Source organism: Saccharobesus litoralis (genome assembly GCF_003063625.1).
GTDB classification, from domain to species: Bacteria; Pseudomonadota; Gammaproteobacteria; order Enterobacterales; family Alteromonadaceae; genus Saccharobesus; species Saccharobesus litoralis.
The window spans coordinates 25647-49896 of sequence record NZ_CP026605.1 but is presented as its reverse complement, the minus strand read 5'-3'; the positions used below and the strand labels follow the sequence as shown (position 1 = coordinate 49896).

General features: G+C 42.4%; 16 protein-coding genes. 10 read left to right on the top strand and 6 right to left on the bottom strand.

The window, feature by feature from the left end:
* The first annotated feature begins 70 nt into the window (after positions 1 to 70).
* The 4 genes from C2869_RS21870 to C2869_RS21855 all read left to right on the top strand — a co-directional run bounded on the left by C2869_RS21870 (position 71) and on the right by C2869_RS21855 (position 7378).
* Positions 71 to 2887 (top strand): TonB-dependent receptor, encoded by a 2817-nt coding sequence (locus C2869_RS21870; protein ID WP_108605192.1) that lies wholly within the window; start codon positions 71 to 73, stop codon positions 2885 to 2887.
* Positions 2888 to 3160: 273 nt separating this feature from the next.
* The gene (locus tag C2869_RS21865) at positions 3161 to 3442 is read left to right on the top strand and encodes a helix-turn-helix domain-containing protein (RefSeq protein WP_108605191.1); all 282 of its coding nucleotides are present in this window, start codon (positions 3161 to 3163) and stop codon (positions 3440 to 3442) included.
* On the top strand, positions 3429 to 4679 hold the full coding sequence (locus C2869_RS21860) for a type II toxin-antitoxin system HipA family toxin (protein WP_108605190.1): 1251 nt from the start codon (positions 3429 to 3431) through the stop codon (positions 4677 to 4679). Before C2869_RS21865 ends, C2869_RS21860 begins: the two co-directional genes overlap by 14 nt.
* Positions 4680 to 4930: 251 nt before the next feature.
* Positions 4931 to 7378 carry a glycoside hydrolase family 2 TIM barrel-domain containing protein gene (locus C2869_RS21855; RefSeq protein WP_159084282.1) on the top strand — a complete coding sequence of 816 codons (2448 nt, stop codon included), beginning with the start codon at positions 4931 to 4933 and terminating at the stop codon, positions 7376 to 7378.
* 77 nt (positions 7379 to 7455) lie between these two features.
* Here C2869_RS21855 and C2869_RS21850 read toward each other — a convergent pair whose 3' ends face one another.
* Positions 7456 to 8961, bottom strand: coding sequence for a pectate lyase family protein (locus tag C2869_RS21850; RefSeq protein WP_456238817.1), 1506 nt, complete (start codon positions 8959 to 8961; stop codon positions 7456 to 7458).
* A 571-nt stretch (positions 8962 to 9532) separates the two neighbouring features.
* Here C2869_RS21850 and C2869_RS21845 point away from each other — a divergent pair.
* Together C2869_RS21845 and C2869_RS21840 are read left to right on the top strand one after the other, a co-directional pair.
* Positions 9533 to 10711 carry a pectate lyase gene (locus tag C2869_RS21845; protein ID WP_108605187.1) on the top strand — a complete coding sequence of 393 codons (1179 nt, stop codon included), beginning with the start codon at positions 9533 to 9535 and terminating at the stop codon, positions 10709 to 10711.
* A 271-nt stretch (positions 10712 to 10982) separates the two neighbouring features.
* Positions 10983 to 12464, top strand: a complete 1482-nt coding sequence (locus tag C2869_RS21840; RefSeq protein ID WP_108605186.1) for an aldehyde dehydrogenase family protein — start codon at positions 10983 to 10985, stop codon at positions 12462 to 12464.
* Between the two features lie 75 nt (positions 12465 to 12539).
* Here the strand turns inward: C2869_RS21840 and C2869_RS21835 are convergent, their stop codons facing one another.
* From C2869_RS21835 to C2869_RS21830, 3 genes are all read right to left on the bottom strand, one after another.
* Positions 12540 to 13187: a hypothetical protein gene (locus C2869_RS21835; RefSeq protein ID WP_108605185.1), complete on the bottom strand. Its 648-nt coding sequence runs from the start codon at positions 13185 to 13187 to the stop codon at positions 12540 to 12542.
* A 7-nt stretch (positions 13188 to 13194) separates the two neighbouring features.
* Complete coding sequence (locus tag C2869_RS22530; RefSeq protein ID WP_159084281.1) at positions 13195 to 13371, bottom strand: hypothetical protein; 177 nt, start codon at positions 13369 to 13371, stop codon at positions 13195 to 13197.
* Positions 13372 to 14120: 749 nt separating this feature from the next.
* Positions 14121 to 15086 carry a glycoside hydrolase family 43 protein gene (locus tag C2869_RS21830; protein WP_108605184.1) on the bottom strand — a complete coding sequence of 322 codons (966 nt, stop codon included), beginning with the start codon at positions 15084 to 15086 and terminating at the stop codon, positions 14121 to 14123.
* 290 nt (positions 15087 to 15376) lie between these two features.
* On the opposite strand from C2869_RS21830, the gene C2869_RS21825 reads away from it, so the two are divergent.
* The 4 genes from C2869_RS21825 to C2869_RS21810 all read left to right on the top strand — a co-directional run bounded on the left by C2869_RS21825 (position 15377) and on the right by C2869_RS21810 (position 21739).
* Positions 15377 to 16735: an MFS transporter gene (locus C2869_RS21825; protein ID WP_108605183.1), complete on the top strand. Its 1359-nt coding sequence runs from the start codon at positions 15377 to 15379 to the stop codon at positions 16733 to 16735.
* A 45-nt stretch (positions 16736 to 16780) separates the two neighbouring features.
* The gene (locus tag C2869_RS21820) at positions 16781 to 17743 is read left to right on the top strand and encodes a glycoside hydrolase family 43 protein (protein ID WP_108605182.1); all 963 of its coding nucleotides are present in this window, start codon (positions 16781 to 16783) and stop codon (positions 17741 to 17743) included.
* Between the two features lie 6 nt (positions 17744 to 17749).
* Positions 17750 to 20116, top strand: coding sequence for a glycoside hydrolase family 127 protein (locus C2869_RS21815; RefSeq protein ID WP_108605181.1), 2367 nt, complete (start codon positions 17750 to 17752; stop codon positions 20114 to 20116).
* A gap of 249 nt (positions 20117 to 20365) precedes the next feature.
* Positions 20366 to 21739: an MFS transporter gene (locus C2869_RS21810; RefSeq protein WP_108605180.1), complete on the top strand. Its 1374-nt coding sequence runs from the start codon at positions 20366 to 20368 to the stop codon at positions 21737 to 21739.
* Between the two features lie 19 nt (positions 21740 to 21758).
* Here C2869_RS21810 and C2869_RS21805 read toward each other — a convergent pair whose 3' ends face one another.
* Together C2869_RS21805 and C2869_RS21800 are read right to left on the bottom strand one after the other, a co-directional pair.
* The gene (locus tag C2869_RS21805; protein ID WP_108605179.1) at positions 21759 to 22472 is read right to left on the bottom strand and encodes a FadR/GntR family transcriptional regulator; all 714 of its coding nucleotides are present in this window, start codon (positions 22470 to 22472) and stop codon (positions 21759 to 21761) included.
* A 572-nt stretch (positions 22473 to 23044) separates the two neighbouring features.
* Positions 23045 to 24019: a glycoside hydrolase family 43 protein gene (locus C2869_RS21800; protein WP_228710859.1), complete on the bottom strand. Its 975-nt coding sequence runs from the start codon at positions 24017 to 24019 to the stop codon at positions 23045 to 23047.
* Between the last annotated feature and the right edge of the window lie 231 nt (positions 24020 to 24250).

Genomic DNA, 24250 nt, shown 5'->3' with positions numbered 1-24250 from the left:
CAAACTTTGCCCAAATTTGGTTTAGCCCTGATAAGGCAACTTATCAGCGACAGAATTCAGGATCAAAATTATGTTTAAACGTTCATTAATTAATAGTGCCGTGGCGACGGCAATTGCTTTAGCCAGCCAACAAGCAATAGCAGCAGAAGCTGATGCTAGCGAGGCTGACGAAGAAGTCGAAGTGATTCAAATTTCAGGTATACGTGGCAGCTTAAACAAAGCCTTAAACAACAAGCGCTTTGCCGAGCAAATTGTCGATTCCATCGTGGCTGAAGATATAGGTAAGTTCCCAGATAACAACGTAGTTGAAGCACTACAACGGGTAACAGGTGTTCAGGTTACCGGTCGCGGCGGCGGTGAAATTAGCGAAATTTCAATTCGTGGTTTAAATGATGTTCATACCACAGTTAACGGTCGTGATGTATTTACAGGTTCAGGCCGAGCGGTTGCCTTACAAGACATTCCAGCCAGTTTATTGTCGACGGTTGATGTGTATAAAACCCGTTCAGCCAGTCAAAACGAGCGTGGTATTGCCGGTTCAATCGACGTTAAAACCCACAGACCCTTTAACTTTGATGGCTCTAAAGTGGTATTAGCCGCTCGTGGTACTTATGATGACCAAGCGGAAGATATCGACACCAATTTAAGTGCATTAACCAGTAACCGCTGGGAAACTGACTTTGGTGAATTTGGTGCCTTGGTTAACCTTTCTTATGTTGAAAAGGTTTTTCGAGATGACGATATTATTGCGGGTGCGGCATTTCCATTTTTTACGGCTAACCCACCATCAAATCATCAACCTTATAAAATTATGAACTTCGGTTCAGCATTAGGTTACTGGACCTCGGGTTTAACCGAAGGTTTACCTTCTGCTGCTGGCTCAACATTAACTGTGGGTGACGAGCAAGTTGAATATTTGTTAGGGCGCGATGCGGCTTTCGGTCGTGTTGGTGAAGCCACTCGTGAGCGTACCGGTGCCAGTGTGTCATTACAGTTTGCGCCAAGTGACGAGTTAGAGTTTTTACTTGAAGGTTTTTATACGGGTTATCGTCAAGAGCTTCAAAACTCAATGTGGTTTACCAACACTTTTGAAAGTGATGGTAACAACGGTAATGTGAAAATTGACACACCGACTGTATTTGCAGGCACTAACATTGTTAAAGAGCGTCAAGTGTACGCGCCAAATGGCTTCCAATCAGGTGATGCATCGACAGGTAAAACCGATAGCTATTTAGTGGCGTTTGGGACTAAATGGGCACCTAGTGATGAGTTAGTGGTTAAAGCTGAGTTGATCCATCAAACCAGTGAATTTCATAGCGAGTTTTTTGCACAACGCTTTGATCGCCAGGCTTATGGTTTAGATATTGATTTTAACGACAAAGATGGTGTGGTCGGTATTTCATTTTGGGATGACCCATCGACAAGTGTTGACGAATCTGACCTCGCTGAGTTTGCTAACTGGAATGCGGGTACGCTTTACGACAATAGCGGCGGTAATAAAGGTGATGCATTAACGTTTACGTTAGATACAGAGTGGACACCGGATTTCGATAATATTGAATATATTAAATTCGGTATTAAAGCAGAGCAACGTGGTGCGCAAAACTATGGCCGTGAGCAAAGTGCAACGCCAAGTGCGATGACAGCGGTTGAGTTTGCTGAAGCATTAGTTGATGCCGGTGCTAATGGCACAGTATCTGACTACTTTTATCGTGTAGACAATTATATGTTTGGTCGAGCCGATACGTTTGACAGCTTTGTTTCTGCGAATGGTTTATACATGTTGGATAATGCTGATCGTGTTCGCAATATTTTAGGTTATGAGCGTGAAGCTGAAATTACGACCATGGATATTGATGAAACGGCTTCAGCGGCCTATGCCACGGTTAAATACCGTTTGGGTGATGACATTACCGGTGAAATTGGCGCACGTTATGTGAGCTATGAGCAAGATATGCAATTCTGGAACTTCGAAGGTGAATATGCAACAGGTCAGGCAGAAGCGAAAGAGTTTATGCCTAGCTTCTCATTAAACTGGAATGTGACTGCCGATGTTCAAGCGCGTGTCGCTTATACCGAAACGTTACGTATGCCGAATTATGCTGACTTAAGCCCACTGCAGTTTTGGTTTGAGCCGTTAACTGAGGGTGTATCATACGGTACTGGTAATGGTGGTAACCCTGATCTACAACCGACGACATCGTCTAACTATGACGTATCCTTAGAGTGGTACTTTTCCGAGGGAAGTTCACTATACGGTGCGGTATTCAAACGTGAAGTTGAAGGCTTAGTTATTGGCGGTTCAAAAACGGTTCGCAGGTATAGTGAAACCCGTGAAGAAGAAATTGATTTCATCTTAGGTGCGCCAGTTAATGCATCAAATGGTGAGTTATCAGGTGTCGAGGTCGGGTTAATTTACTTCCCAACTGATTTACCCGATGTATTAGATGGGTTAGGCGTACAAGCTAGCTACACTGCATTAGAATCTTCGCAACAAACGAAAGACTTTAACGCAGATGGCTCTGTTGCACGCGTCATTGAAACCAATATGTCAGGTGTTTCAGATAGCTCGTACAGCGTTGTGGGTATTTACGATAAAGGTAACTTTGATGTGCGTTTATCTTATGTTTGGCGTGAAGAGTTTTTCTCTGGACTTGAAGGGGCATCGTTTGCTAACCCAAGACAGTTTTGGAAGCGACCTGAGCAAAGTTTAGATTTTCAATTTAACTATGATGTTAATGAAAACCTATCTATCTCAATTGATGCGCGAAACATATTAGACGACAAATACCAAGATTATTATGGTGAAGGTAACGAGAATACCTTTAACTTTGGTTCAGCTGTTTATTCACGCTTATTTGGTTTTGGTATGAAATACTCATTCTAATCCTGAGTAACATTTAAACCTGTTGAAAAAGCCGATCCTAGATCGGCTTTTTTGTGTTTAGCGTTTAACGATCAGTTATCACAGTTTGTGTTCGTATCTTGTAGGCAGGGTTTTACACCCGCAAATCGAGTGCCAGTTTAATACACAGGGTTAGCTAGCATGGAGTCATTTCTACAAGACAATCCATGAGTAACTAAATTGCTATCATTGTAGCAAAAGTGTCGATTTATAACCTTGATATGCTATTATTGTAGCAATTATATAGAGGTGGCTATGTTAGATATTTATACCCCTTTTGACTTACAACTAGAGCTAAGTCAGTTTATTCGGCAGATGCGTAAGCAAAAAAAATTGAGTGTGAAGGCTTTGGTCGACAAGTCTGGCGTACCAGATAGCACCATCCGTAAGTTTGAAGCGACAGGCGAAATATCTCTTAGGCAGTTTCTCATGTTATATGCGGCAGTGGCGCAACTCAAAAAAGTGAAATTGCTCACTGAATTGGAAGTATCACCCAAGAGTATTGATGAGGTTTTAAAGTCACATGCTAAACCATAAGCTTTTAGTAAAACGACGTCTATCTGATGGCTCATCGATTAATATTGGTGAGCTCGCAGAAAATAACCAAGGTATCTTTTTTCAATACAATGAACATTACCTTGAGCACTATGCCACTTCTATTGCGCCTTTTACTCTTGAATTTAATGACGGCCTTCAAAAAGCACCACTAACACCGCATAAGAAATTACATGGCGTGTTTGCCGATAGCTTACCCGACGGCTGGGGCTTGTACTTGATGGATCGGATTTTTCGTAAAAACGACATCAATCCGAAGACTGTGTCTCAGTTGGAGCGTTTGTCATACATTGGAAGTAATTGTTTAGGCGCGCTTTACTATGAGCCTGAACTTCATCTTACAGAGCAAGAGTTTGAACAAAGTTATACGATCCAAAAACTCGGTCAACAAGCGGTAGAAGAATTTGAAGGTGTTGAAACGGAATTTGTTGAGCATCTAATGAATGCCGGTGGCTCTGGTGGTGCCAGACCAAAAATAAACGCGACAATACTGGCGGATGGAACTTATACCACTAAAAGAGACGCTGTTGGCAAGCATTGCATTATCAAGCTGACTTCTGAAAAATTCGATTTGAAGCACGAGGAAAGCCTTGTTGAATTCTGTTGCATGCAATTAGCCAATGCCTGTGGCATCGAAACACCTGTATTTGACTTGTTTGATGCAGGGAGCGGCCGATATTGGTTGCGTCAAGATAGGTTTGATTGTGTTGGAAGTAATAGCAATGGCCGACTTCACATGATTTCTGCAAGTGGCCTGTTAGATGCACCTTTTCGAGAACCTTCGCTCGACTATGTCGACTTGGTAAAAGCGACACAAGTGATGTGCGGCGCTAAAGAGGCTGAAAAGTTAATTAAACGTGCGCTATTTAATTACCTTATTAGTAACCAAGATGATCACGCAAAGAATTTTGCGTTTTTATGTTCAGACAACGGCGATTGGACACTATCTCCATTTTATGACGTTATCTATTCACCTTCACCATATGGACAACATATGACTTCGTTTGACGGTAACGGTGTAGTACCTTCGAAAAACAGCTTGGATGTCATGGCAAGACATGCCGGAATTAAATTAAAAGCTGTGCGACAAATGGCTGATGAGATATTAGCTGTTCTGAGCAATGCTCAGGCAATTTTTTCTAATGCTGGGCTTACAAAATCGACAGCAAACGAGATATTGAAGGTATTTGAGCAACGTAAAAAGCAGCTTGATATCTAAAGCTGTGTACTTTGTAGGGAAGGTTTTATACCCGTAATTCGAGCGCTAATTTAATACACTGGATTAGCTAGCATAAAGCCAGCCCTATTATACAACCCTATTTTGGTGGCAGGGTTTTACATCCGCAAATCGAGTGTAAGTTTAATAGATTATGTTAACGGGTGAGCGGTTGCTAATTAAAACAAAGGTATTTAAATTGCCTTTTAGGGTAATTTTGTTACCCTGTGTTTTTGTTATCGATGGGTGTTGATATGTTAACCAAGTTGCTGCGTATTATTTTACGGTTTCATTTTTTATTGATTATTGGATCTTGTCCTTTGCTGGCAAGCCAACCGCTTAATGTCGATTGGCGTTTTCAACTCGGCGATAATCCGGCATTTGCTTTAGCTAATTTTGACGACAGTCAATGGCGACAATTATCTATTCCTCATGATTGGTCGATTGAAGACATACCCGGTACGACCAGCCCATTCTCAGCGCAATCACAAGATAAATACGATACGGGTTACAGTGTTGGGGGAGTTGGTTGGTACCGTAAGCACCTGCCACCATTGAATGCCGAACAGCAGTATTTTGTGCACTTTGATGGGGTGTATATGCAACCGCAAGTGTTTGTGAATGGTCAATTAGCTTATCAACAAACCTATGGTTATACGGGGTTTTCTGTCGATATTACGCCTTATATTGTTGCAAATAAAAACAATGTGTTGGCGGTAAGGGTGCATAACCCAGAGAAAAATAGCCGTTGGTATAGTGGTTCAGGGATCTATCGCCAAGTGACATTAAGCCAACATGGTCATGTTTATTTTGTACCGAATACGGCTACCGTGGTTACTCAACAAGCTGATAGTCATCGAGCAACATTGCACATAGCTAACGAGTTGGCGTGGTCAAGGCAGGCTGAAGCGCATTTTCGTCATAATAATGATCTAGCCAAATCGATAAGCTTGAAAAGTCAGATTTACATTGGTGAACGGTTAATAGCGAGCGAGCAGCGCAATATTGCGTTAGATAAAGCAAAAACGACTCAACTGACCAAGACTGTGCAGATTGATAAACCGCAGCGCTGGCAGCCAAGTGATCCTCATCTGTACCAATTAAAGCAAACGCTATACTTAGGCAAGAAGCCAGTTGACAGCTTAACCACGACCTTCGGTATTCGGACTTTAGACTTTAATAGCCAAACAGGCTTTTTGTTAAACAAGCAGCCCATGCTGCTAAAAGGTATGAATATTCATCATGATAATTATCTACTTGGCGCAGCCGCGCATCCTGTGGCGGAAGAACGCAAGGTTAAGCGTATATTAGCTGCAGGTTACAATGCAGTTCGCAGTGCGCATAACCCGCCGTCTAGTGCTTTTCTTGATGCGGCGGATCGGCATGGATTGTTAGTGATCAATGAGGTATTTGATAGCTGGAATGAAAAAAAGTGGGATCACGTAAATGGCTATGCTGCCGTGTTCCAACAAGAATGGCAGCACGATCTTAAACGCTTTGTGCAGCGTGATCGTAATCATCCGAGTGTCATCATGTGGAGTTTAGGTAATGAAATTCCCGAGCAGTGGAATGAGTTAGGGCGTGATACCGCCGCTAAATTGATTGCCTATGCTAAACGTTTCGATACGTCGCGTCCTTTTACGATTGGCGCTAATATTTCGGGTGATGCGGGTAAAATGTTATTGCCGCAGTTTGATGTGGTTGGCTACAACTATCAGCCACATAATTATCAACATGATTTTGCTAAAGGTTATAGTCAAATCATGTATGGCTCTGAAACTTATCCTAATCAAGCTTATGAATACTGGCAGTTTGTTAAAGATAAGCCATTTGTAATTGGCGACTTTGTCTGGACAGGCTGGGATTATTTAGGGGAAGCTTCTATCGGCTGGACAGGTTACGCGCCCGAATGGCAAGGGCTAGCAGATTACCCTTGGACACTGGCATATTGCGGTGATATTGATGCGCTAGGCAACAAACGCCCCGCCGCATACTATCGAGATGTGTTGTGGCAAACCGGTCAACATTCTATATCAATGTTTGTTGAGTCGCCGACCTTATCTTTACAGCCTGAGCCTAAAGCGGATTGGTACTTAAATTGGACCTATGCCGATATTCATCCAAATTGGACATGGCCTGGTTTTGAGGGCAAAAAGCTTAACGTGTCAGTTTTTACACAGCATCCGTACGTTGAATTAGTGTTGAATAATCAAGTGATAGCGTCAAAATATTTAACTGAACACGATCAGCTAACAGCAAAATTCGCTGTTACTTATCAACCTGGGCAATTAGTGGCGAAAGGGTACGACAAGGATAAAAAACTGCAGGCAACTTGGACGTTAACCAGCAGTGAAAAGCCACAACAAATTGCCATTTCACCTGAACCTAAAGCATTAAAGGCGGATGGCTATGATATTAGCTATGTGCCAATTCAATTGTTAGATCAGTCGGGCAATCCTGTCTATTTTTGGCAATATGACCAAACATTGACGGTAAGTGTAACTGGCGGAGCTAAGTTACTGGCATTAGGCAATGCCGATCCCCGTTCGAATGAGAGTTTTAAGCAAAATAAACGCCGGACTTTTCGTGGTAAATTACTGGCTGTTATCCAATCGAACCAATCCAGTTCTGCCGTCAACATTCGTGTAACCGGCCAAGGGTTAAAGCCAGCAACATTGAGTTATTATCCAATTACTGAATAACATAATAATAACAAAGTAATCACAGACTAAAAAAACAGGGGCGTGAGATCGCCCCTGTTTAATATCAAACGGTTTGTTTACTGGCGGGTTAATTCAAACATTTGATTTTCTGCGCCTGAAATACAAGTCCATTGATGCAAGTTAGCACCGGCATTGGCTGAGTTTCCAGCAACATCTAAACATAACTCACTATTGCGGTTGATGATGCGCCATTTACCTGAACCCGCGCTTTGGAATCTAAATTGTTGATTCGCGCCGCCCCAGTAGTCCCAAAGCATAATGTTCGCGCCGGCACTAGTCGATAACGAGTCAACATCAAAGCCTAAAGTTGGTGCTACAACGGGTGAAATACGGTGCCATATACCATCCACAGATGAGATATTGAATTTTTGACAATCGTTATTTAACCAACCCCACTGGTGAATGTTGGTGCCGTTGGTATTGCCACAATAATCCACGTCTAGCGCGCTGCCACTGTGCACAGGGGTGATACGGTAAGTGCCATTCACTGTACCATTGTTTGAACTGCCTGAACCGTCGTTACCGCCACCAGTAGTACCGCAACTACCGTCAGATGTTAATAGTCCCTTGTTAGCGCCCGCTGTGGCGGCAACAATGTTAGGTACGCAGGATGCGTTATCTAAACTATAGCTGTAAGGAATGCTAACCGAAGTGGTTGAAGTTGGGTTAGGGCCTGCTGGGTGATTTTTGCTAGCGTCGTCTGTCCATGTAATATTGTCCCAAATATTGCCTGAAACTTGCCAGTAGCCCATATCATTGGTGTAAAACGTACCTAGCACGTCTTTAGAATCTTCAAAGTAATTATTTTCGGCACGCATCTCGCCGCCAATTCTAGGGTTCATGCCAGACTCATTAATACTGACATAATGGTTGTTATAAGCATGAGCGGTGGCATGACGCAGTAATGGGGTACGAGAGTCAATGTTCTGATATAAGTTGTGGTGGAAAGTCACTGGGCCATTGCTGTCGTCGCTGTCGCTAGAGCCGACTAAACCGCCGCGTCCTGAATTACGTAAAATACTGTAAGACAGGGTTACGTATTTTGTATTGGCTTTCATGTCAAATAGGGCATCGTAGCCAGCGCTTTCACCACCACTGGCTTCCAACGTTGCGTGATCAACCCATACATTAAAAACATCGCTTTCCATACCGATAGCATCGCCGCCATTAGAAATAGGCGAACCGGATTTTTTGACGTTTCGAACATGTACGTTTTGAATAATAATATTAGATGCTGCGCGTAAATGAATACCTAACTGATCGAATAAAGCACCGTTGCCCACCCCAATAATCGAAATATTACTGACTTCTTTAATTTCAATTTTATCGGCTGCGGTATTACAGCTATCGCCAGATACCTTGCTGGTATTGCCGTGGTTGATTGTGCCTTCAACGTGAATAATGATAGGTGTGTCACTCGAAGCGCGGTTACATAAGGCTTCATGGATTTGAGTACCGGTTGTGGCATAAACCACTTGGCCACCAGCGCCACCTGTTGTGCCACCATTTTGCGTGTGAAAGCCGCTAGCCATGGTAGAACTAGCGTAAAGTGCCGACATCATAACGCCGCTGAGTGTGGCTAACTTAAATAAATTTCTGGTTTTCATTATTGTTTCCTTTGAAATATTTATTGGTTTTTGATTGTGTTTTATTCGCTTTTTACTTTGTCTATGTTTCTATTTTTTTTATATTGCTATCGGTGGCAAATTTGTTTGATTTGTACCTTAAGTAACAACAAGGATGCTGATCGCTTTGACTATTGTTTAACAGCAATAAGCGTTGACATCGCAAATAAGTATATTTGTCTTTGCCAACTCGTCAATCCAATTAAACACTCATTTTTGTTGTTAATTAGCGATGACGAGTGGCAAACAGCCGTAATATCTGGGCTGGCGATAAAATAGCTTTTATTGTTATATGGTATGTATATTTATTGTTAAATTAGTTTTAAATCGCCTAATATAAGTCGTTTTACTTTATTTAGTAATACGATAATATCGCAAATGATCATCTCTGATTATTAAGCTGATCATTAGGTAAATAGCTTGGCTTTTGCTAGTGACGATCAAAAAGATGGGCGTCTTGTCCATTACATAACATGAAAGAAAAATAACTTATTTCAAAGGGAAAACTATGTTTAAAAAATTCATTACGCTGTTTCTAATTTTATATAGCTGTCAATCATTGGCGGCGCTATCGTCTGGGCGCTACGTTATTGTTTCTAAACACAATGGTAATGCGCTGGATGTTGAAAACTTCAGTACAGAAAATGGTGCTAATGTCATGACTTGGAATACCTTAGGTTATGGCAATCAACAATTTGATGTAACGGCGTTAGGTGACGGCACTTACTCAATTGTTAATGTAAACAGCGGTAAATCTCTGGATGTATGGGAGTGGAACGCTGGCGATGGCGCAGAGTTACGCCAATGGGATTACCTAGGTGGTGATAATCAAAGATGGTGGATCGATGATCGTGGTGACGGCCATTTTTCTATGATCTCTAAATTCAGTGGTAAAGCGATTGATCTATGGGGCATGAGTATGTATGCCGGAGCCGATGCTCGCCTGTATTCGTATTGGGGTGGGGCTGGTCAGCTTTGGTCTTTTTTACGGGTAGGCGATAGCAGCGAATGTTATGCGGGCGCATCGTTGCTGCATACTTTTGTTGATTGTGGTGGTAAGACTATAGGTTTGAGTTGTAGTGGAGATGACGAAAGCCAAGGCGCTGTGATCAGTTTGTATAATTCGTCAGTGCGTAATGTTAAGCTTTCTGCGTCAGGTGGTGCGGATGGTATTCATTGTAACGGTGGCAACTGCACATTAGCAGATGTGACATGGAATGATATATGTGAAGATGCTGCGACTAACAAGTCTGAAGGCGGAACGATGACCATAGTGGGCGGCTCGGCGTATAACTCGACCTCAGGTTATGGTGGCAACCCTGACAAAATTTTTCAGCACAACTCTAAAAATAGCACCACAATAGTGACTGGCGGTTTTACCGCTTATGGTCAACATGGCAAGCTATGGCGCTCATGCGGAAATTGCACAAATAACGGAGGCCCGCGCAATTTGATTATTGAAAACGTGAATATAGACGCAGATATAGGCTCAATTGCTGGAGTGAACAGTAACTATGGCGATAAAGCGACCATACGTAACTTACGTATTAAAAATTACGGTTCAGGTAATCCGCCGGTATGTGAAGAGTATCAAGGCGTGCAAAAAGGCAGTTCTTCAACTAAATATGGTGAAGCTTGGAATAGCCCAAGTTGCGATGTTTCGACAAGTGATGTGAGTGGGCTTTAAACACTCATAAAAAAGCCGTGCCGGTGGTGCAAATTTGCCACCGGTGGCTTTGGTTTTATTTCTAGTCATGAGGAGACAATAAAGCGGTTTTACTATCTCGAAAACTATTTTATAGTATTAAAATAATATTAAAAAGAGCTTTGTGTTACGGTAATCTTTTTTGTGAGGTGCATACCTGTACTTTAACCAGTAATGGCTGGCACCTTTCAAAATGGCAATTATGAGTAATACTTAAAAGACGATTAAAAGCTCAGTTCTTAAAGAGATACGCATGCACAACACAAACTGGCATCAGCTAGCGGCTGATTTTAACCCCAATACCACGGCTGTTATTGATGGCCATGCCTACCCTGTGACGTCTGCACGTCAAATTGAAAAAGTGAGTCCAGTCGATGGCCGTGCTTTGCCAAGTGTTGGTATAGGCAGCCAAGCGGATGTTGATCACGCGGTGAGTGTTGCCCGTGCTGCGTTTGAAGATAAGCGCTGGAGTGGTTTGGATTTTAGCCAGCGGCGTAAAATACTGTTGAAGTTTGCTGACTTAATTGATGCTGCGACCACCGAGCTTGCGCTGATGGACTGCTTAGAAATGGGCAAGTGCATTGAAAACTTAGTGAATGACGATATTCCAGTTTGTGCGGAAAGTATACGTTGGTACGCCCAAGCGTTAGATAAGGTGTTTGATTACAGCTCACCGGCACGCGATGGCGCTATGGGAACTGTGACGCATGAGCCATTGGGAGTGGTTACTTGTATTGTGCCGTTTAATTACCCCATGATAATGGCCGCGTGGAAAATTGGCCCCGCGTTGGCAATGGGTAATTCGGTGATATTAAAGCCAGGAGATCGTTCTTGTTACTCGGCGATTAAATTGGCTGAATTAGCGATTGAGGCAGGTATTCCACCTGGTGTGTTTAATGTGTTACCGGGTGACGGTAGTACAGGCCAAGCGTTGGCATTACATATGGATATTGATGGGATCTTTTTTACTGGCTCAACAGAAACCGGTAAAAAAATCATGCAGTACGCAGGCCAATCGAATATGAAACGTCTTGCTTTAGAGTGTGGCGGTAAAAGCCCATTTGTTGTGCTGAAAAGCTGTCGCCAGTTACCTTTTGCGGCGCAAACGTTGGCAAGGCATTTGTTTTTTAATCAAGGACAAATTTGCTCTGCGGCGTCGCGTTTGATTATTGATAGCGAAATTGCTGATGAGTTTATTCCACTGCTTCTTGAGCAAGCACAGATTTATCAACCGGCAGATCCATTAGATATTACCAGCCGAGTGGGTGCCTCACATAGCATTGCACACTTATCTCGGGTGCAAGCTTATGTGGATCAGGCAATAGAGCAAGGCGCAGAGTTACTGGTCGGCGGCAAAGTGTTAAATACCGTATCAGGTGGCGCTTATTATGCACCGACTATTCTGACCAATGTTAGCAATGATATGACAATTGCCCGCGAAGAAGTTTTCGGTCCGGTACTGTCCATTATTAAAGTGGCATCGGAACAGGAAGCAGTAGCTGTGGCTAACGATACAATATTTGGTTTAGCTGCGGGTGTCTGGAGCGATGATTTTTCAAGCGCGCATCGGGTTGCGCATCAACTCAAAGCCGGCAGCGTGCATGTTAATTCTTGGGGTGAAGATGATGCAACCGCCCCATTTGGCGGTATTAAACAGTCAGGTATGGGCAAAGACAAATCGATACTTGCTTTGCATCAATATGCCAACGTTAAGAATACTTGGTTTAAGTATTAGTTAAAAATGGTTTAGAGATAAAGGGTATTCACGTTAAAATTTTAATGTTTACTCTTATTAGGGCGTCAACACGCCCTAGACTTTCTTAAACCAAGGATTTGGCCTGATAGGGTCGAAGTACCCTACAATACAATTGGGATTAACAACACAAAGCTGAATGTGATTGCTATCTCTAAAACCAGCGCCAGAATACAATTCACCACCCTCAGGAAACATTCCACGAACTGAATCTATAAATTCTGGGTGATTTTGTACCTTTCTTAGGTTTTGGCCTTTTATGTCGGGTAGTTCAAGGTCTGATGCAATCGCTTCATTGTTTAGCTGTTGTAGCCTAAGAATAACTTTGCAATCTAGTTCCCTGACAAAACTAATATCACCCACGCGAACTTTGTTTTTCGGTAACTTTTGGCCAAGAGCATCGAATTCAAGGCAAAGAATTTCATAAGTATCTTTAACTTTTGATAAGTCTTCTGTATCTAGCAGGTCAATACAGTTGCCAAGCTTAATAAATGCCCCTATTACGGCAGGGTCTTGTATTTTGTCGCTTGATTTTGCCCAAGTAAGCGCTCGTTCGTAACTTCCTTCCCAGAAATACTTACCATGTCCGAGGCAATCATAGGTATTCTCGCTGGATTCTAGATGACCACCTTCTTTGACAACAGAGTTAAAGATCTTTCTGTCACAGCCGTGAAAACCTACGACAAGATTCGGTGAAACATACATTCAGGTTTCAAGCAACTTTAACTAAAGTTACAACTTGCCCTTTTGCATTTAGAATGCCAGCAGATTTTAGAGAAGTTCTAATTGAATCTTTTGTAATTTCAGGCTGCTGGATAGAACCTGACTTTAGTTTTGATTTCTTTAATGCAATTTTACGAGCAGTTAATGTAGCTTTGATATCAACCATAATGACTCCAAAACGTCTTAGGACGTGATAATTGTTATTTTATGCACTAATAATCTTAAGGTCAATTTTGAGAAGTGGTGTCGTAAAAGAATGTAAAGTCATACCAATAATTACCTCTGTAGGTGCAGATTTATCTGCATAACACCGATGTTTGCGCTAACACGGACTTAACCAGCGCAAACCTTTGTTGGAATGTTACACGGGTTGTTCTTGTCTGTTTATCTCACAGGCTTGAACATGACGTAATAATAGGCAAATACCAACCCAACAATTGATACGCCCGATAAGGCAGGTTTAGCTGTGTTGTTTAGCGTACCCATTGGCCTAAAGGCGCAACCTACAAAGGTTTTTATTGTGGTTTTGTTAAACAGGCATAGGGGCAGCTTTATCCCTGTAGGTGCTGATTTATCTGCATAACACCGATGTTTGCGCTAACACGGACTTAACCAGCGCAAACCTTGATTCGAATGTAACGCGGGTTGTATTTGTCTGTGTATCTTTAAGGTGTTTGAAACATGAGGTAATAATAGGCAAATACCAACCCAACAATTGATACGCCCGATAAGGCAAGTTTAACTGAGTCGTATAGCGTACCCATTGGCCTAAAGGCGCAACCTACAAAGGTTTTTATTGGGGTTCAGATGAAGTGCTGAGGAGAAACTAGCTATACCAAATATTAGCTTTACGAATTAAAAAAGGCTTGCATCAAATTACATGCAAGCCTTGTTGGTCAGGTTACCAGTAAAAAATTATTTTGCTGGCTCGGTTACGCCTTCGGTAGTCATATGAATGCGCTGAATTGACCCGTCTGGGTTGTAGTGCATTTCTTCTACTGCAACAGAGCGGCGGAAACGGCCGCCGGCTTCTTGGCCAGGTTTAGGGGGTAATGAGCCAGTGTGGTAGAAAAAGTAGTCTTTTCCTTTAAAGCTAATGACCGATTGGTGATTAGTTTCACTGTTGCCAGCTAATTCGTTCAATATTCCTTTATACACCCATGGGCCATGAATGCTTTTACTCATTGAATAACAGATTTTTTCTGGGAATTCACAAGCATAGGTTACATAGTAGTTATCGTCTTTTTTATGTACCCATAATGCTTCGGTAAAGTTTGGTAGGTCGATAGTTTTTATTTCACCATCTAGCTCAATCATATTGTCTTTAAGCTTGACGTATTTCGGCATTAAGTTACCAAAAAACATATAAACGTCGCCATTCTCTTCAATATGGATCGCCGGATCAATATCATCCCAGTCGTTTGGCGTGTGCTTGGTCATATCATCTGTAATTAACGCGCTGCCTCGGGCGTCTTTAAACGGGCCATATGGGGTATCAGCAACCGCTACACCAACCGCAAAGCCAGGTTTGTCGTCTTTATGGCGCACTGTCGTGTAAAAGTAAAATTTGCCATTGCGCTCAACCATATGCGCTGCCCAAGCATCGCCTTTGGCCCATTTAAAATCATCGGCGCGCATAATAGGGCCATGCTGTTGCCAGTTGACCATGTCTTCACTGGTGAATAGTAGCCAGTCATGCATTTGGAAAAATACATTGTTGCTAGGCGATTCGTCGTGACCGGTATAAAGGTAAACTTTGCCATCGTGCACCATGGCTGCGGGATCGGCCGTAAAGACATTGTCAAATAATGGATTTTTGGCACTGACGACACTAGTAAATGCGAGTGCAGCTATTAGGGATGCTTTTTTAAGTAGTTTCATAATCAAACTCAACTGTTTTGCTAAAAATATCGGTTATTAGTAATACTATATGTATTTATAGATTCGGAGTTTGCATATGTAAACTATTTTTTCTAAAAAACCGCTATTTTTAAACAAATAATTTAAAAAGTATTACGATATGTTTAAATTGTTAAAAGGGTATGTTATCTTAATCAATATGGCGATCTGTCAATTTTAGATTAGTTTTAAAAGTGGTGGTTTCTTCTTAAGGACAATCATCGTGTGTGCTGATGGCAAGGACGCATTTTTTAGGTGAAAAGAGAGTAATAATGAGCTCAATTAAATTAACCAAGTTAGAAAAAATCGGCTTTGGTGCCGGAGACATGTCGGTCAATGTGGTGATTTCGTCCATGTTTTTGATCATGACCTTTTTCTACACAGATGTATTTGGCTTAAAGCCTGAAGACTTAGCCACCATGCTATTAGTGGTGCGATTGCTTGATGCGGTTACTGATCCTTTAATGGGGCTGGCTACCGATCATACTAAAACCCGTTGGGGGCGCTATCGTCCGTATTTCTTATTTTTGTCGGTGCCATTTGGCCTGTCAGTATTTTTGACTTTTAGCACACCAGATTTCGATTACAACATGAAATTAGTCTGGGCTTATGCGACCTATATTTTCGTTACCATTATGTTTACTGGGGTCACAATTCCTTATATTTCATTAATTGGCGTGTTAACGGATGATCCGAAAGAGCGCCTGTCGGCCAATGGCTATCGTTTGTTTTGTGCGAAAATTGCTGCCTTTTTAGTGACCATTGTTGTGCCGCTATTAGCCAATGCTGAGTTTTGGCAGGGTGATACCGCAGCCGGTTATCAAGCCGCTATGGGGTTAATGGCCTTTATTGGTACGGCGCTGTTGTTGTTTTGTTTTGCAACGACTAAAGAGCGTATTGCTCATCAGGTTGATAACCGTAGCTTGTTGCAACAAATCAAAATACTTATGCGCAATGATCAGTGGCTGATTTTAGCCAGTGTTTGTTTGTTAGGCACCATAGGTTACGCGGTACGCTCGGCCGTTGCCTTGTATTACGCCAAGTATTATTTAGGTGGCGATGCGCAATTCCAGTCGTTGTTTTTATCTATTTCAGTTGGGGCAGCTATTTTAGCTATGGTTGCTTCTACCTATATTACTAAGTCTTACTGCAAGGTTAAATTGTTCCGCTTTAGCCAAATAGCCGTTGGCGCAATCAGTGTGCTGATGTTTTTTGCCGTGCAACCTGGAGACTTTGTTTTAGCGCTTATTTTGTATTTTGCTTTGTCGTTTGTGGTTGATTTACATGCCCCTGTGTTTTGGTCGGCTATCGCCGAAGCGGTTGACTATGGCGAGGTCAAAAATAACAACCGAGTTTCAGGTATTGCCTATGGCGGTATTACGTTTTTTCAAAAAGCCGGAATGGGGATCGCAGGTTGGTTAGTTGGCACTTTATTAGCTTTTTATGGCTACCAAGCTGACCAACAACAAACCGCGCAAGCCTTGTATGGCATTGCCTTAATGTTGTGTGTGATCCCAGGTGCTTTCCATACTTTGGTTGGTTTCATTATGTATAAATATGTGATCACAGATGACTACTATGAAGGCTTAAAGCCGGAATTAAAAACTTTATCGAATCAATCACCAGCTTAACAAGCGCGAGATTATTTAGTTTATCGCGTGATTTTTGGAGTATTTATGAGTTTAGTTAAGCCACTTATCGAACAACGTGCTGATCCTTTCATTTTCAAGCACAGTGATGGCTATTATTATTTTACGGCGTCTGTGCCTGCTTATGATTGTATTGAGATCCGCAAAGCGCGCTCAATTGCTGAATTAAAACACGCCGAGCCGAGTATTGCTTGGTGTAAGCCAGATACAGGTGAGTATTCAGAGTTGATCTGGGCGCCTGAATTACATTTTGTTGACGGCAGTTGGTACGTTTATTTTGCAGCAGCTCCTAGCCGCGAGATTGTCGATGGCTTGTTCCAACATCGTATGTATGTGTTGCGTTGCGACGATGCAGATCCGACAACTGGCGATTGGCAGTTTGTTGGAAAAATCGATACAGGTATCGATTCTTTCTGCTTAGATGCCACGGTTTTTTATCATAAAGGTATACTATATTACTTATGGGCGCAAAAAGAGAACGAGATCACAGGTAATTCAAACTTGTATATTGCACCTATGGCTTCGCCTACTGAAATTAGCGGTAAACCTGTTTTGATCAGTAAACCTGAATTCGATTGGGAAATCCGTGGTTTTTGGGTGAATGAAGGGCCTGCAGTACTGAAAGGCAATGGTAAAATTTTTGTTAGCTACTCCGCCAGCGCGACAGATGAAAACTACTGCATGGGTTTATTGAGCATAGATGAGAATGCCGATTTACTTGAACCCGCTAACTGGGTAAAAACTGAGTCGCCTGTATTTAAAACGGTTAGCGAGGCGAAAATGTTCGGTCCTGGGCATAACAGTTTTACTAAATCTGAATGTGGTCAGCACGATATGTTGGTGTTTCATGCGCGTAATTACACCGAAATTGAAGGTGATCCGCTATGGAATCCAGATCGTCATACTTTTGTTAAAAAGATCACTTGGAATGCCCAAGGTGAGCCTGTATTTGGCACACCGGCTGATCTTGAAGATTTAGTGAGCGGGTAGGTTAATATGAAGCAAGTCAGTTTATTGTGTTTGCTGATCGTCGCGCTTGCTATCACGCCAGCGTGGGCAAGTCGTTTAACGACGTTACCTTTGCATAAAGTACAGCTAACCGGCGGTGATTTTCATCATGCGCAAACCACTAACCTCGATTACTTATTGGCGTTAGAGCCCGATAAACTACTTGCGCCTTATTTACGCGAAGCCGGGTTACCCATTAAAACGGCTAGTTACGGTAATTGGGAAAACACAGGTTTAGATGGCCATATTGGTGGCCATTATTTAACGGCCTTAAGTTTGGCTTATGCCGCGACAAGTGATGCGCGTATGCTTGAGCGCTTGCATTATATGCTGCAGCAATTAGAGCGCGCGCAACGTGCTAATGGCAACGGTTATTTGGGCGGTATTCCTGACGGCGCAGCCATGTGGCAACAAGTGGCAAAAGGCGATATTCAAGCCGACTTGTTCTCCATGAACAAACGCTGGGTTCCTTGGTATAACTTGCACAAAATGTTTGCCGGTTTACGCGATGCCTATCAAATTGCGGGTTTGGCAAAAGCGAAAACCTTGTTGATTAATTATGGCCAGTGGTTAAAAGATTTAACCCAAAACTTGTCAGAAGCGCAAATTCAAACCATGTTGATCACCGAATACGGCGGCATGAACGAGGTGCTAGTCGATATGTATGCGATCAGTGGTGATAAGGCTTACTTGCGTTTAGCTAAATCCTTTTCGCAGCGCAGTATTTTAGATCCTTTACTCAAACAACAAGACAAGTTGTCGGGCTTACATGCCAACACGCAAATCCCGAAAATTATTGGTTTTCAACGCGTGGCAGAAATGACCGGAAATACAGAGTGGCAGCAAGCTGCTGAGTTTTTTTGGGATAGGGTTGTTAATCACAGAAGTACCGCCATTGGCGGTAATAGTGTTAAAGAGCACTTCCATGGCTTGGATGATTTTCATGCCATGGTAACGGATGCCGAAGGTCCTGAAACCTGCAATACTTACAACATGCTTAAGCTTTCTAAAATGTTGTTTTTACAAACCCAAGAACAACGTTATTTAGACTACTACGAGCGGGCAATGTATAACCATATTTTGGCTTCGCAACACCCTGAACATGGTGGCTTGGTGTATTTTACCTCTATGCGCCCTGGCCACTATCGAGTTTATTCTGACGTGCATCAAGCTATGTGGTGCTGTGTTGGGTCGGGTATCGAAAATCACAGTAAATATGCTGAACTAGTATTCGCGCTAGGTAGTAACAATGATGTGTTGGTTAACTTGTTTGTGCCAGCAAAAGCACAGTTTGATACGCTAGGGGTGAGTATTGAACAGATCACGGCGTTTCCTCAGCAAGATTCATCGTCATTAAAAATTAACGGTAGTGGGCAATTTACCTTAAAAATTCGCCAGCCAACGTGGTTAAAAGGCAATCTTTTACAAGTTAAGGTTAATGGCAAAAGTGTTCAGTCAATTGCGCTAACTAAAGGTTATGTGACAATTGAGCGCCATTGGCATAATGGCGATGTAGTTGATTTTGCTTTGCCTATGCAAACCAAAGCTGAGCCAATGCCGGGCAATGTTGACCATTACGCTATTGTTCATGGCCCTTTGGTGTTAGCTGCTAAGGTTAATCCGTTCCCTAATGAGCAATTAAACTTTGTGGCTGATGACAGTCGCATGGGGCATATCGCCAATGGCCAAATGTGTCCGCCTGAGGCGTTACCTGTTATTTTGGATGATGCTCAAGGTTTTGTAGAACAATTAAAACCGGTAGCGGGGCAACCATTGACCTTTTTAGCGGAACAGCAATTATCTAATCCGCTAAATGATCCTTTGTATTTAATCCCTTTTTATCAATTGCATGATGCGCGCTATCAAGTGTATTGGCCAAATACCAGCAAGCAAGACTTAGCCTTGTTTAGGGATCGTGCCGCACGTGAAGCGGCAAAGCAAGCCCAGCTTGATGCCATCACTATTGATAAAGTTGCACCGGGTGAACAGCAACCAGAATCAGACCACTTTTATCAAGGTGAACATTCAGAAGCGGGTGTGCATATGGGGCGTCATTGGCGACATGCGCACAAATGGTTTAGCTATTTACTTAATGATAAACAGCAACAAGCAAAAGTATTACGAATTAGTTATTTTGGTTTAGACAATCATCGTAATTTCTCGATTTGGTTGAACGATATCAAAATTGCCAGCGTCGCGCTTAAGGGTGACAAGGGCAATAAATTTGTTGATGTTGATTACCCTATTCCAAGTGCTTTAGTGGCGAATAGCCAAGGGCAGTACCGGTTAATGTTTAAAGCCGATGCCGGTTCAGTGGCCGGTGGAATTTATGGTGTGCGCTTGTTACGCCAATAGCGGTTTATTGCCTTTTTGTGTGGGTGTGGGGTTTACCCCCACCAAAGCGCTGTTCCTATGTTGTAGGGTGGGGTTTATCCCCACTAACTCGATCTCATTTGATATACCCATTGGGCAGTATAAAACCGCCCCGCAATTTTTATCATTATTATAAAAATTAATTCGTAAAAATTACGTGACTGTTTATACTTTAAAAAGTAATATCATTTTATTATTGTGATTTGTAATATCAGGAGGCGCAGCGAAAATATGAAAGTCGAACACGGCTCGTCTGCTGGCGAATTGCAAACCCGCGAAAAAATCGGCTATGGGGCTGGCGATTTTGCTATTAATGTCGCATACGCCTCCATGATGTTGTTGATCACCTACTTTTATACGGATATCTATCAACTTGATCCTGTCGATTTAGGCTTTATGTTTGTTGCAGTGCGAATTGTTGACGCCTTGCTAACACCTATTATGGGTTTTTTAACTGATAACTGGCAAACGCGTTGGGGACGTTATCGTCATTACTTTGTACTGTTAGCCATTCCGTTTGCTATATCTATTGTCCTGACCTTTACCACGCCTGATTTGTCTTACACGGGTAAGCTGATTTGGGCTTACGCGAGTTATGGCTTTTTCTCGTTAATGTTTACCGCGATCACGATTCCTTATATTTCCATTTTAGGTGTGATGACAGCAGATAGAAACGAGCGCTTATCAGCCAGTGGCTTTCGTTTATTTTTAGCGAAATTAGCGGCATTAATTGTTGTGATATGTGTGCCCATTATTACCACGTCTAGTTGGATGCAGGGTAATTTACAGTCCGGTTATCAGTGGGTGATGGCGTTTATGGCGTGTGTCGCCGCTTTGTGTTTATGTTTTTGCTTTGCAACGGTTAAAGAGCGCATTAGCTTTGCCAATATTCAAATTAATCTTTTGCAGCAGTTTAAACTTGTCGTACGTAACCGTTTATTAATGTTACTGGCAATGAGCTGTGTGGTTAGCACCATGGGCTTTATGATGCGCGGTGCTATGGCAATTTATTTTGCTAAATACTATTTAGATTTATCTTCTTTAGGCCAATCTTTGTTTTTGGTGACCAATGTGAGTGCGTCCATTTTGGCTATGATGGCGTCAACTTGGATCACTAAACGTTATTCAAAAATTAAACTGTTTTATAAAAGTCAGCTGTTAGCCGGTTTGGTGAGTTTAGCCATGTTCGTTTTAGTATCACCTGAATGGGTGTGGTTGGCATTTGTTCTGTTTTTTATCTTGAGTTTTGTGGTGGATCTACATGCTCCGGTTTTTTGGGCTGCAATAGCCGATGCGGTTGATTATGGCGAACAAGTGCAAGGCACACGCATTGTTGGTGCGTCGTATTGTTTAATTTCCATGAGTCAGAAGATAGCCATTGGCTTATCAGGTGCCTTAGTGGGTTTAGGATTAGGCTATTTTGGTTATCAATCGGCTGATGTTGGATTGCAACCGGCAACGACCCAAGGCATTTTAATTCTATTTGCCATAGTACCTGCGGTATTTCATATTATGGTAGGCATGATCATGAAGCGTTATCGCCTATTACAAAGGCACGAAAGTCGCTTAGCTAAGGCGCTAGTTAAAAAGCGCCTTGTCGTTTGAAACGTTAATTGAGTCTTAATTAAAACGTTTGTTTCGCCCCTTCATCTGTCACGTTTAACAGTGACATCATTTCAAAATGTGCGCGTTCAGGGCTGCGGGCTTTAATACCAAGATAAACCGCTTTGTGCATAGGCAACGATGCTTGCCAGTATTCTTCACCACGGTGCGTGGTTATATCAAATGAACGATATAAGGCTTCCGCTAACATAGTGCCAAACGAATCCATTAGTGTATTACCAGATGCCGTTAGAATCGATTGATGAAATTCAACGTCGGACAGTAAGGTTTCATTTGTGCCGTATTGTGCTTTTTCCATGCGATTGTAAGCGGCTTCAATTTTATCAATGGCTTCTTGCGAACCATTTTTAGCAGCTAGCATGGCGGCACGCGGCTCAATGGCTTGGCGTAATTGGAATAAGTCTTCTAATACTTGTTTGCCACCACTGGTTTCAAAACACCAATTTAGTACATCGGCATCCAGCATGTTCCAGTATTTTTTTAAACTGACTTTAGTACCGGTTTTCGGTTTAGATTCGATTAGGCCTTTAGCTGAAAGCAGTTTAAACGCTTCACGCAAAGCGGTGCGCGAAATACTGAACTCTTCCATTATTTTGGCTTCTTGTGGTAGATTGGTGCCTTGGGCGTAATGTCCGCTGACAATCCGCTCGCCTAAGGTAACTGCTACCTGACCGTATAAACTGCGCTTATTGACTGTTCTTTTATTGTCTAACATAGATGTCGAAAACCCTGACTTGATTTTCTCTTATGATAGTATTTTTTTAGATACGAAGCAAAGAATGCGTATGAGTGCAGCGGGGTATTTTGAATGTGGCTGGGATCCACTCCCAGCAAAAATGTATATTTGTCTGTAGGGTGGGGTTCACCCTCACCAAAACGTATATTTATTTGTAGGGTGGGGTTCACCCCCACCAAATACGTATATTTGTTTGTAGGGTGGGGTTCACCCCCACCAAAATGTAAATTTGTTTGTAGGGTGGGGTTCACCCCCACCAAATACGTATATTTGTTTGTAGGGTGGGGTTCATCCCCAGCAAAACGTATATCTGTTTATAGGGTGGGGTTCATCCCCAGCAAATACGTATATTTGTTTGTAGGGTGGGGTTCACCCCCACCAAAACGTAAATTTGTCTGTAGGGTGGGGTTCACCCCCACCAAAACGTAAATTTGCCTGTAGGGTGGGGTTCACCCCCACCAAAACGTAAATTTGTCTGTAGGGTGGGGTTCACCCCCACCAAAACGTAAATTTGTTTGTAGGGTGGAGTCCACCCCCAGCAAAATCATTATTTAATCGTCTAAATCCTGACCAAAATCAGGGAATCCATTTTCATCCCACGTGATTTTTCTGATACGTGCATGACGGTTAGGATCAGACAAAGGATCACCAATTAAGTCACGATACGAACGCGCATGGTAAATTAATAAATCTGTTTTGCCATCTTCAGCAACCGTAAAGCCATTATGGCCTGGGCCATAGCGTTTTAATGACTCGTTGGTGCTAAACACAGGTTTTGGTGATTTATTCCACGAAGCTGGATCCATTAAATCCGCATTTTCATCGGCCCATAATAACCCTATTGCGTAATTATGATCGGTGGCACTGGCAGAATAAGTGACAAATACTTTGCCATTGCGAATAAGCACCGCAGGGCCTTCATTTACTTTATAGCCAATGGTTTCCCAGTCTAGCTCTGGCTCAGTTAATACAATAACGTTAGATGTATCAATTGAAGTTGGGCTGGTCATTTCAGCCATCCATAATGCCGTGTTATAAGTGCGCTCTTTATTTGATTGCGCCCAAATCATATAGCGCTTGCCATTGTGGGCAAATTGAGTTGCATCCAGTGCGAAATTTTCCCAGCCGCTGTCAACTTGACCTTCTTCTTTCCATTCGCCTTCAAGCGGATTGGCTGAATCGTTTGATAATGCATACATGCTGATGTGCCAAATGTCTTCGGCGCGCGATGCGGCAAAATACACATACCATTTACCATCGATTTTATGTATTTCTGGTGCCCAAATATGCTTACTCATTGGGCCTGACTCATGCTTAGTCCAAATTACTTTTTCTGGTGCGCTGCTTAAACCGTTAATGCTGTCCGCGCCGCGCAGTACAATGCGATCAAACTCAGGTGCACTGCCAATAAAGTAATACATGTTGTCTGTATCTTTATGGATCCAAGGATCGGCTCGTTGTTCCACAAGCGGGTTATTGTACGTCATGCTGATTGCTTCCTCTTGTGTTTGATTATTGTTCATCATGTTACACCCTGCAAGTGTAGTGCTTAAGCCTAAAATGGCTATTCTGCTAGTGTGATAAAAACGCTGAAATAATGACTGAACACATCTCATAGTTGGCCTCGCTATTACCTTTGTTAAAAAAACTTTAAAAGTTATATCGTAATACTATAGCATTTCTTTCGAGTTGTGCTATTATTTTTAACAACAGATTAATACTTGCTGTTTGTTCACATACAAACAGGCGCTATAAAC

What these genes read in the sequence shown, in the direction of transcription:
- C2869_RS21825 (WP_108605183.1), top strand. Translation starts at nt 15,377, where the DNA reads ATGAGCTCAATTAAATTAACCAAGTTAGAAAAAATCGGCTTTGGTGCC.
- C2869_RS21810 (WP_108605180.1), top strand. Translation starts at nt 20,366, where the DNA reads ATGAAAGTCGAACACGGCTCGTCTGCTGGCGAATTGCAAACCCGCGAA.
- C2869_RS22530 (WP_159084281.1), bottom strand. Translation starts at nt 13,371, where the DNA reads ATGGTTGATATCAAAGCTACATTAACTGCTCGTAAAATTGCATTAAAG.
- C2869_RS21870 (WP_108605192.1), top strand. Translation starts at nt 71, where the DNA reads ATGTTTAAACGTTCATTAATTAATAGTGCCGTGGCGACGGCAATTGCT.
- C2869_RS21865 (WP_108605191.1), top strand. Translation starts at nt 3,161, where the DNA reads ATGTTAGATATTTATACCCCTTTTGACTTACAACTAGAGCTAAGTCAG.
- C2869_RS21860 (WP_108605190.1), top strand. Translation starts at nt 3,429, where the DNA reads ATGCTAAACCATAAGCTTTTAGTAAAACGACGTCTATCTGATGGCTCA.
- C2869_RS21830 (WP_108605184.1), bottom strand. Translation starts at nt 15,086, where the DNA reads ATGAAACTACTTAAAAAAGCATCCCTAATAGCTGCACTCGCATTTACT.
- C2869_RS21815 (WP_108605181.1), top strand. Translation starts at nt 17,750, where the DNA reads ATGAAGCAAGTCAGTTTATTGTGTTTGCTGATCGTCGCGCTTGCTATC.
- C2869_RS21835 (WP_108605185.1), bottom strand. Translation starts at nt 13,187, where the DNA reads ATGTATGTTTCACCGAATCTTGTCGTAGGTTTTCACGGCTGTGACAGA.
- C2869_RS21850 (WP_456238817.1), bottom strand. Translation starts at nt 8,961, where the DNA reads ATGATGTCGGCACTTTACGCTAGTTCTACCATGGCTAGCGGCTTTCAC.
- C2869_RS21845 (WP_108605187.1), top strand. Translation starts at nt 9,533, where the DNA reads ATGTTTAAAAAATTCATTACGCTGTTTCTAATTTTATATAGCTGTCAA.
- C2869_RS21855 (WP_159084282.1), top strand. Translation starts at nt 4,931, where the DNA reads ATGTTAACCAAGTTGCTGCGTATTATTTTACGGTTTCATTTTTTATTG.
- C2869_RS21800 (WP_228710859.1), bottom strand. Translation starts at nt 24,019, where the DNA reads ATGATGAACAATAATCAAACACAAGAGGAAGCAATCAGCATGACGTAC.
- C2869_RS21805 (WP_108605179.1), bottom strand. Translation starts at nt 22,472, where the DNA reads ATGTTAGACAATAAAAGAACAGTCAATAAGCGCAGTTTATACGGTCAG.
- C2869_RS21840 (WP_108605186.1), top strand. Translation starts at nt 10,983, where the DNA reads ATGCACAACACAAACTGGCATCAGCTAGCGGCTGATTTTAACCCCAAT.
- C2869_RS21820 (WP_108605182.1), top strand. Translation starts at nt 16,781, where the DNA reads ATGAGTTTAGTTAAGCCACTTATCGAACAACGTGCTGATCCTTTCATT.